Annotated in this window: 12 protein-coding genes; 4 read left to right on the forward strand and 8 right to left on the reverse strand. The window is 40.7% G+C overall.

The genetic code is table 11. The features are described from left to right. A partial coding sequence (locus tag AC1DSE_RS23580) for a hypothetical protein (protein WP_477528278.1) occupies positions 1-321 on the reverse strand: 321 nt, incomplete at its 3' end. Between the two features lie 362 nt (positions 322-683). Between AC1DSE_RS23580 and AC1DSE_RS23585 the strand changes: the two genes are divergently transcribed. After that, positions 684-1,868 (forward strand): acyltransferase, encoded by a 1,185-nt coding sequence (locus AC1DSE_RS23585; protein ID WP_477510358.1) that lies wholly within the window; start codon positions 684-686, stop codon positions 1,866-1,868. A gap of 53 nt (positions 1,869-1,921) precedes the next feature. On the opposite strand, the gene AC1DSE_RS23590 is transcribed toward AC1DSE_RS23585, so the two are convergent. Together AC1DSE_RS23590 and AC1DSE_RS23595 are read right to left on the reverse strand one after the other, a co-directional pair. Beyond that, entirely contained in the window at positions 1,922-2,557 is a 636-nt protein-coding gene (locus AC1DSE_RS23590) for a hypothetical protein (protein ID WP_477528279.1), read from the reverse strand. Then, positions 2,557-3,024: a hypothetical protein gene (locus tag AC1DSE_RS23595; protein WP_477510356.1), complete on the reverse strand. Its 468-nt coding sequence runs from the start codon at positions 3,022-3,024 to the stop codon at positions 2,557-2,559. The genes AC1DSE_RS23590 and AC1DSE_RS23595 overlap by 1 nt, the downstream gene beginning before the upstream one ends. Before the next feature lie 242 nt (positions 3,025-3,266). Here AC1DSE_RS23595 and AC1DSE_RS23600 point away from each other — a divergent pair, with 242 nt between their 5' ends. Then, complete coding sequence (locus AC1DSE_RS23600) at positions 3,267-4,139, forward strand: VOC family protein (RefSeq protein WP_477510355.1); 873 nt, start codon at positions 3,267-3,269, stop codon at positions 4,137-4,139. 96 nt (positions 4,140-4,235) lie between these two features. On the opposite strand, the gene AC1DSE_RS23605 is transcribed toward AC1DSE_RS23600, so the two are convergent. From AC1DSE_RS23605 to AC1DSE_RS23625, 5 genes are all read right to left on the reverse strand, one after another. Then, positions 4,236-4,643 carry a GNAT family N-acetyltransferase gene (locus tag AC1DSE_RS23605; RefSeq protein ID WP_477510354.1) on the reverse strand — a complete coding sequence of 136 codons (408 nt, stop codon included), beginning with the start codon at positions 4,641-4,643 and terminating at the stop codon, positions 4,236-4,238. A 184-nt stretch (positions 4,644-4,827) separates the two neighbouring features. Beyond that, a complete protein-coding gene (locus AC1DSE_RS23610) occupies positions 4,828-5,874 on the reverse strand; it encodes a hypothetical protein (RefSeq protein WP_477510353.1) in 1,047 nt (348 codons plus the stop codon). Then, positions 5,840-6,367, reverse strand: coding sequence for an RNA polymerase sigma factor (locus AC1DSE_RS23615; RefSeq protein ID WP_477510352.1), 528 nt, complete (start codon positions 6,365-6,367; stop codon positions 5,840-5,842). Before AC1DSE_RS23615 ends, AC1DSE_RS23610 begins: the two co-directional genes overlap by 35 nt. A 126-nt stretch (positions 6,368-6,493) precedes the next feature. Beyond that, complete coding sequence (locus AC1DSE_RS23620) at positions 6,494-6,826, reverse strand: hypothetical protein (RefSeq protein ID WP_477510351.1); 333 nt, start codon at positions 6,824-6,826, stop codon at positions 6,494-6,496. Positions 6,827-6,924: 98 nt separating this feature from the next. Then, a complete protein-coding gene (locus tag AC1DSE_RS23625; RefSeq protein WP_477510350.1) occupies positions 6,925-7,434 on the reverse strand; it encodes an N-acetyltransferase family protein in 510 nt (169 codons plus the stop codon). Positions 7,435-7,548: 114 nt separating this feature from the next. On the opposite strand from AC1DSE_RS23625, the gene AC1DSE_RS23630 reads away from it, so the two are divergent. Together AC1DSE_RS23630 and AC1DSE_RS23635 are read left to right on the forward strand one after the other, a co-directional pair. Further along, positions 7,549-8,430, forward strand: a complete 882-nt coding sequence (locus AC1DSE_RS23630; protein ID WP_477510349.1) for a LysR family transcriptional regulator — start codon at positions 7,549-7,551, stop codon at positions 8,428-8,430. Positions 8,431-8,749: 319 nt separating this feature from the next. Then, positions 8,750-9,318: ABC transporter ATP-binding protein (locus tag AC1DSE_RS23635; protein ID WP_477528280.1), on the forward strand; the 569-nt coding region annotated here is incomplete at its 3' end.

The raw sequence follows: 9,318 nt of genomic DNA on the forward strand, positions 1-9,318 counted from the left end.
TGTCTGCCCCTTGCCGAAATCAAAAATTCTTTCCCATACGCTTGAGCCTTTTCCCGCATATACCCAAGTTGAAATGGTAATACCGGTCAAATCACTAACATCCTTCAGGAGATCCACAGGCAGCTTCACATAGGATGTGCCGTTGCGTCCCCCTGAAAGCATGACTGCAGTCTTGCCTCCTACGGTTTGAATGGAAGCACCTGATGCCGACCCGTCATTTCTATTCCCTGAGCTGTCCTTGCCGATATGTTCAGCAAGATCAAACTTGTATTGCGCGATTAAACTATCATTAATAAATTCATTACCGTCATTACGTTTCATGTAAGATCACCCGTCATCTTTATTTTAGAATCAAAAATAACCTAACTATCATATGAATTCATACGAGAAAAGACAGTAAATACACAAATCTATTTCATTTCACAAGAGTATAATAACATAAACGTTATTTAATTAATATAATTACTAATTAATATTTTAATGATTATATCTGTTAAACCTGATGGCTGTAAACCAAAGCACAAAAAGCCTCTTTCAGCGTTAGGAAGAGGCTCTTTCTTCTGTAATCCGATGCAAAAATAAAAGTATTGGCTGAAACTGGGACTAACCTTATAATAACGAATAGAGGTTTCCTCATAGCCTCTTAACACAAGCTAGTATCTTATAAAAATAAGGGGATTTTAATGGCACAATTAGCAAAAAGACCATATTTACCTGCGCTAGACATTTTTAGAGCATTCGGTATTTTAGCGGTCATCATGATTCACGCAACATCAGCGGTCGTAGCTAACTACGATCACAAGGCTACGCTATATCCTCTTTATGTCTTTCTAAACACATTTACCAAATTCGCAGTGCCTGTCTTCATCTTTCTAAGCGGCTTCGTCCTTTTTTACAACTACTACAATAAACCCTTCACAGCAACAGCAATTGGGCAGTTTTACAAAAAACGAATATCTAAAGTATTGATTCCTTTTATATTATTTTCGTTCCTCTATTTCGCCTTTACGAGACTGGCAGCTTACGGATTTAGTGACCTGCAGACCTTTATTGGTTACTTTACAACGACTAAATTTCTCAAAATGCTTATCTTTGGAAAAAGCTATGTCCATCTTTATTTTGTCGTTATTATTATTCAATTTTATGCAATATCACCACTAATGCTGTACGCCGTTAATCGGTTTCGAAAATCCAGCCGGCATATCGTCTGGATCGGTTTGCTGGTGCAATGGTTATTTATTTTTATCATCGTCCGGGAATATCATGTGGTTAGCCCCGGCAGCTATGCGTTTACGTATATGCTTTATTTTACGGCAGGTGCATTTATCGGTATTTATTATGAGAAATTCGCTGAATGGATTAATCTCACAAGAAAAAATGCTACGCCGGCAAAAATTGCAGCATCGCTTGTGCTGTGGGCACTATTCTTATCGTCAAATATGACTATGGTCTACTTTTATTACGAGAAACGGTTAACTGGGCTATCTGTTATAAACACAAGTCTATTAGAACTGATAGATGAGGTGCGTTGCGTTACGGCTGCTATTGTGCTGCTTCAAGTTTCCTTCTGGATTTATACATCATGGAACAAGATGGTCGTCAAAGCTCTTATACATATCGGTGCCACATCCTTTGGCATATATTTGGTACATCCCTTAATTCTGTATCTATACCGCCAGACGAATGCCAGCGGCTCTCCGATTCTGTTCCATGTTTGGGTGGCCGGCGGCTTCCTGCTCGCACTCGTTATTCCTTGGGCTATCATGGCACTCAGCGCACCATTCAAATGGCACTGGCTGCTGTTTGGTCCGCTTCCAACTAAGAAGAAACAGCCTGCTTCTCCAATACAGCCAAGTATTCAAGGATAATAAAAAAAAGAGCCGTTCGATCGCTTCCAAAGAAAGCGCGGACGGCTCTTCTATTAAATTGCTTCCTTCATTTCCGTTTCTGATTTCGCATCCGCTTTAATCTCCCGCTGCTCATCATTTAGCTCATATAATAATTGCCCGTTTGCATCATAGGCATACACTTTATTCATCCTGGAAGCCGACTGCTCTTTAGTAGAGCTGCGAATAGAACGCCCAGCAAGATATACCCCGTCTTTCATAAGCGCATCCTGCTCATATCCATCCCACCATGCAATTTGCACCCTGCTTATATTCGGATCATTCAGTTGACCAACAGCATAATAATGTCGATACTTGCCAAAAGTAGACATACCTATTCGAMAGCTGAGTATGATTTGCGGGTCCAGCTTCATTCCAAATCCACCGCCGCGTGAGCTCCAGAAAAATCCAAGCGAACGTTTCACGAACAATTGATGTTGGAGCTCATGTTTATGATCAACGATTAGCAATAGCTCATAGCCTTGGCCTGTCTTTGATTTTAAGGAAATAGGAGCGTAAGGAGACTCCATCATATCCAGTGCATGCTGTGCTACTTTCTCCACACGAATAGAGCTTTGTGCGAAAAGCGCAGAATAGATGATGGAGCAAGCCAGAAGAATCAATAACCAACGGATCAAGTGTCCGAAAATTATTTTTGTAGTTGTCTGCATTAGTCTGCCTTCCCCCCCTCAAGTGGAATATAAAAGGAAAAGGACTCGCCATAAGCTTCATTAAATACAGTGACGCTTTTCAGATTAGGCGGCACGTTAGTAAACGTAAATTGACCATTTGATCGGTAAAGCCGCATGGATGCACCTGAAGATTGATACTGAAGCACCTCATTGGCATCTGTTTTTATTTGAATGGTATTAGGCAGTTGCGGCACCGAAAAAAAACGTTTTGAAGATAAATAAACAGTCAGCTTCCCTTCCCCATAAACAACGCCGTCAATACTTATCTCTTTGTTGAAATAGGTTTGCTTATCTGCATCCACCTTATAATAAAAACCTTTCTTCTTAGCCTCGCTCAGCTCAGCATTATGATCAAACAAATCAATTGAAGGAAGCGCAAAAAGCAGCGAAAACCCTCCAATAACAATAAGCAGCACCCATTCTACCCTTCGTAATATTTTTCTCATTTCAACCTCCTTTTGATTAAAATACTATAAGTTGATTACTTTTAATAAGCTGCTTTAATTTTTATACTTCATATGCTATTATAAACCTACTTCATACGATTTGAGCTTATAGCAGCCTTAATGCTTGTTGGTTACATTTTCCAATATTGTACATGATATAGACGTAAAGGACTATGCTTTAGGTGCAGTTTATTTAAAGCAATCAAGTATCACAACCATATATACTTCAAGGAGGATTAATCATGTCGACATTTTTGGATGAACAAATTTCACTGGGAGAAGTAAAGCTTAAGGTAAGCAATCTCGAGCGTTCAATCCTTTTTTATACGGAAGTTGTCGGGCTAAAGGTTTTGCAGCATGATGAAACACATCGTGTTGCAACGTTCACTGCTGATGGGAAACATACGCTGCTCGTTCTAGAGGAAGTGCCGAATGCCGTTGTGCCGCAAAAACGCTCTCATGCTGGTTTGTACCATTTTGCAATTCTGCTGCCGAATCGTCGCTCCTTATCGCTTGCGCTCCGCAACTTGATCACAAGCGGCATTCATATTGGGCAGGCCGACCACTTGGTAAGCGAGGCGCTTTATATTTCAGATCCGGATCATAACGGCATCGAAATTTACGCGGATCGTCCGCGTGAAGAGTGGAAGCGAGATGCCGAGGGCAATTATGTGATGGCAACAGACCCGCTTGATTGGGAAGATCTGCTTGCTCAGAGTGATGGTTTAGAATGGAGCGGTCTCCCGCAAGGAACCGTTATTGGACATATCCATCTTCACGTAGGCGACCTTAGGAAGTCGCGCGCGTTTTATGAAGGCAAGCTAGGCTTTGATGTTGTTGGCGATTATGCGCAAATGGCTGCTGTATTCGTCTCGGCTGGCGGATACCATCACCATATCGGCATGAACATTTGGGCAGGCGCAGGTGCTACCTTGCCGTCTGCCAATACGGTTGGCTTATCTTATTATACGATTGTTTTCCCAACTTCAACTTCTCGTGAAGCTTGGCTCGAGCATCTGCGCAGCGACGGTGTTGAAGCTGCAGAGCAAGGAAACGCGTTCGTTGTACATGACGCTTCCGGCATTGCTATTCACGCGACTGTAAAATCGGATTAATTGTTTATTCTAGTGAGCAGAGCTGATTCAAATAACAAAGGCAGACTAGGACATCAAATCATGTCTTAGACTGCCTTTGGTTTGTTCACCCCTAAACTATCTTTTCAATAGGCGATTCATGAATCGTTCAGTATCTTTTTTAAATCCATACTGTTCATACAATTCATGAGCATCATGCGTTCGCAGTATGCCGCCAATCCCATCGAATTCTTTGGTAATGAATTCAACTAACTTCTTTCCGAGCCCTCTGCCTCTGTATTCTTCGTCAATAAAAACATCACACAAATAATAAATCGTTGCCCAATCCGTTACAATTCGAGCGAATCCAACCTGCCTTTTATTATCGTAGATACCAAAACTAACTGAATTTTGAATGGATTTATGAATCGTTTCCGCTGGCCTTTGGTTTGCCCAATAACTCCTTGATAAAAATTTGCAAACGGTATCCATATCAATAAGTGACTTGTCATCACTAATTAGAAACTCTTTATATAGATGATTCAAGTTGATGCCCTCGTTTCACATTGTATTTTTATACATATAAATTAATATATATTCAGAATAATTTTATTTATATTTCTTGTCAATACAATGCAGGTTAACAGCTTCTTCTGTAACCAATCCATACCATCAACAAAGAAAAGAGGAACTGCATACCTGCAGTTCCTCAAATCGCACAAGAATCGAATTAGTCCATCGGAATGACCTTATCAAAAAATTCGACAGCTTTTATTTCTTTATCATTAATAATGGGGGTAAATGGCTTCACAATCGTTATGGTGTTAGTTATAAGATCCCCTGAGGGCATCCCCTTAAAAACAGCCGTTGTCTCCGATGTTCCATCTTTGTAATGTATGGTGATCGGATAATGATCCGCATACTCGTTTAACCCTATTTCCCGCGAGGAGCGGCTCGCTGCCTCAGAAATCTCTTTGGTATGCGCACTGTCTACTTTTATTGTAACGGAAATGGGCGAGATAGAAATGGATGATAGTGTTGCTTCGTAGTTATATAATGATATGCCCTGATCAATCTGATACGTTGTTGACATATCCTTATAGTCCAAATTGAATTTAATTTTCCATGAACCTGGATTTACTTTTTCAAATATATCGGGATAAACATCTGCCGCCTCTAAATGACTAAGCATCAAAGTAACAGGACTTCCTGCGATTGTTCTTTTCTTCGTTAAATAACTCATCATTAGACTGATTTTATTATCGCTTGGATTCTCATCGTCCAATAAAGTGTAACCGGTTGAGGAGCTATTGGTACTCATATGGTCAAAACTTAAATGTGTCACAAAACGATACCTTTTGGCATCTAGAACGGTACCTTCCGGCGCGGTGAAGTCCAAAAGAACATATATCAAATTGCTGTCTCCGATAATCTGTTTAACTTCAATTGTTCCATTCTCGTTTACCGCTTTTTTGTTGACCAATTGAGCGCCGTTTTCCAAATACAGCTCCTGTTCGTCATTCGCCGGGTTCAGAAAGTTTAAAAATTTCATATCGAGGCCCATATAGCTTGCTGCAAAAGCAGTTGTCGTTAGCAAACAAATCATAACCGCTGCTGCCAGCATCGCTGATCTTACATGTCTCCATGATGTTGGTATCCTTTTATCCACGGTTTCCGATTCAATTTTTACAATCATATCGTGCAATAGTTTGTCCTTATGTTCCTTATTAGGCTTTATGGTTTCAAATATGCCCTTGAACTGGTTTTCCGTCAACATATATCCCTCCCAAATCAGCCTTCAGGCGTGTTCGTCCTTTTGATAATTGTGTTTGCAGCGTGCTCTCTTTTCGATCTAGTAGTTTTGATATTTCTTTTACAGAATAATCCTCCACATAGTAGAGATATAACACCGTTCTGTATTTTTCAGGAAGCCGCAGCAATTTCTCGAGTATATCCCTCTGCTGCTCATTGTTTTCCCAGTATGTTTTTTCCGGCAAAACGTCTACATCAACCCGGCGAGATCTCCACCAGCTTTTTAATACGTCTTTACAGGTATTTTGGGCCGTCACAATAAGCCATGCTTTTTCATGCTCGCGGTCATTAAAGGTTTTGTTGTGCTTGAATAGCTTTAAAAATACAGACTGAACAGCGTCATCCGCATCCATCGTATTTTTCAATAGGATGAAACATAATCTGTACACCATATCGATATTCCGCTCATACATTTCAGAAAACTCACTATGGGTACGACTTAAAGATTGGTTGTCCATTTATTCACCTCCTATATAAAACACGAACGACCATTCAAAAATATCTTATAAGAACATTTTTTTATATGGCTGCATGAAATAAGAGCAGCCTGCCATGCGGCAAACTGCTCCTTGTTCTTTATTTTATTAGAATTCAATCCATATTGGCAGTATTAAAAAAATGATTGTAACTACCACGCTTATAGCAAGCAGGAGTTCACCAATTCTTTTGCTGACGACTGCTCCAAAATCATGAATATTTCTTTTCGAAACTAATATTGTCGCTAACCAAAACGGCATGGAAGCTAAAAAGGGATAGTTGAAACCATCTGTGCCGTTTGAATGTATAGCTAGACCCATTAGGTTAAAGAGATAATGAGTCAAAATAAAACCATTCCCAAAATTATAATTTATTAAAAACCCCGAAAGTAAAAAGAGCATAGAAAGTGATCCATATCCAAAAGGTTTTCTAACTGCCAAAATAGATCAACTCCTCCGCAGATACAATATCCATATTGTACCATATGAATTTATGTGATGATATCTATTCTGGAAGGCTGCCTGGTCTAACAGATCAATTAATTCAACATTTTGTAATAGAAAACCGTCGCATCTAATTTACCGTCTGCCGATCGTGCATAGCCAGGAATGCGTCCGGCTTCAATGTACTCTAATGAAGTATACAGGATATTCGAAGGATCATCCTCCCTCGTATCGAGAACTAACAATGTTCTGCCTTCGTGCCTTGCTCGTTCCTCTGCCTTTTGCATGAGTAAACGGCCAATTCCTCTAAGACGATAGTTTGGATGGGTCATTAATTTTGCAATTTCCCCTCTGTGTCTGCCATTTTGCTTCGTACATAGATGCAGCTGCACGCTCCCAACGATTCGATCATCGATTTTGGCAACGTATAAAATCACCTCTGGACTTAACACAGCCTCCCAGTACATTACAGCATCAGAAAGCTTCATTGGGGGTAAAAAGCCAATTGACGCACCATCTTCAACGACCTGTACCAACAGATCCGCCAGCCCGTTAACATGCTCTTCAATGGATTGTATTTGTTCAATCATCACATCACCAGCCATTCAAATCTCCTCCAAACCATAAGTATAGTTTAATAGTAATGATCGAAGTATAATTTGTATAACGAATTTATTTGATTATAATGATTCATATTTCAAATTAGTTGAGGTGCAGCTATGGATATTCCACAGTTAGAGGCTTTCTTATCCGTGTGCAAAATTCGCAATTTCACAAGGGCTGCAGAGTATTTGCATATCTCGCAATCTGCTGTTACTGCAAGAATAAAAGCGCTGGAACAGTCCGTCGGAAAACCGCTGTTTCTACGTGATAATCGGAATGTAAGCTTAACGCAGGCAGGCATCCATTTCCTCCCTTATGCCGAGAGGATGCTGCTGCTGTTTGAAGAAAGCAAGGTAACGTTATCCGAAGGATTAGAAAACTATATCGTCATGAGCGGACCTGGTTCTGTTTGGCATTACTATTATTTGCAGCACATTGTTTCGTTTAGGCAAGCACACCCGAAGGTGGCTATTAAATTTCTGAGCTACATCGATTCCAGCTACATGATTCGTGATCTTTTACTCGATGGCGTTGTACAAGTAGCTATTCGATACGACCCTCTTGATCGCCCTAATGTTACTAAACATTTCCTATTTGAGGACGAAATTATTCTTGTTTCTTCTCAAAATAGTTCTAACTTGTTTACGAAAACAGACTTCTTCTCGGGACAATATTGTCACATCGAGTGGGGATATCCGTTTCCAGATTGGTTTCGCTCAATCGTTGGGGAAGGTTATCTGCCTACTTTTGAAACCGACCACTCCACCATAATGCTCACATTGCTTTTGCAAGGAGCAGGATTTGGCTTCCTTCCCCGATCTATTGCACTGCCTTTTCTAGATGATCACCGTTTATATGAACTGCGCTGCGAATTGCCTTTTCCAGTTACGAGGGCCTATGCTCTCTATTTAACAGACAATCGCGACCATCCAAGTGTAAAACTAGCCTTGCAATTGCTCGATGTTCCTCTAGCTTCGGCAGGAGATTCAACACGCTGATCGTTTTCAAAACCTCCAAACCATTCCAGCCTCCGCCTTAAGACCGAGTCCGAAGCATGCTTAAGACGGTACTCTCATAAAATGGATACGGTTAAAATTATTGTAGCAGATCAATCAAATCGGAAACCTTACATTACAAAAACAAAGCGTATGCTTTCGAAGTGAGTTTTGCTTCACAAAAACAAAGCGTATGCTTTCGAAGTCAGTTTTTGCTCCACAAAAACAAAGCGTACTTTCGAAGTGAGTTTTGCTTCACAAAAACAAAGCGTATGCTTTCGAAGTCAGTTTTTGCTTCACAAAAACTAAAGGAGGTTACATAATGCCCGTATTAGAAGTGCGTAATTTACAAAAGAGCTTTGGATCAGTCAGCGCTGTAGCCGGCATTAGCTTCACCGTCGAGGCGGGAGAAGTGTTCACCATCATCGGTCCAAACGGCGCAGGAAAAACGACTACGCTTGAAATGATTGAGGGGCTGCAAAATCCTGATTCCGGCCAAATCGAATTTGGTCCTCTAAATTGGACGAAAAACAGTGAACAAATCAAGGTGTCCATCGGTGTTCAGCCTCAATCCAGCGCTTTGTTCGATTTATTGACGGTAGAAGAAAATTTAGATTTGTTCGCTACCTTTTATCCAAAATCCCGGCCAGCAGCGGAAGTGCTCGAAATGATTAATCTCACTGATCAGCGCAGCAAGCAGGTTAGGAAGCTCTCCGGCGGGCAGAAACAAYGGCTTGCCATCGGACTCGCCATGATCAATGACCCTACGATCATTTTTTTAGATGAGCCTACAACAGGACTAGATCCGCAGGCAAGACGGAATATATGGGACATTATTCTTAAGCTGAAGGAGCTAGGCAAAACAACCATCCTTACTACCCATTACATGGA

The organism is Paenibacillus sp. 01L418 (assembly GCF_056400045.1).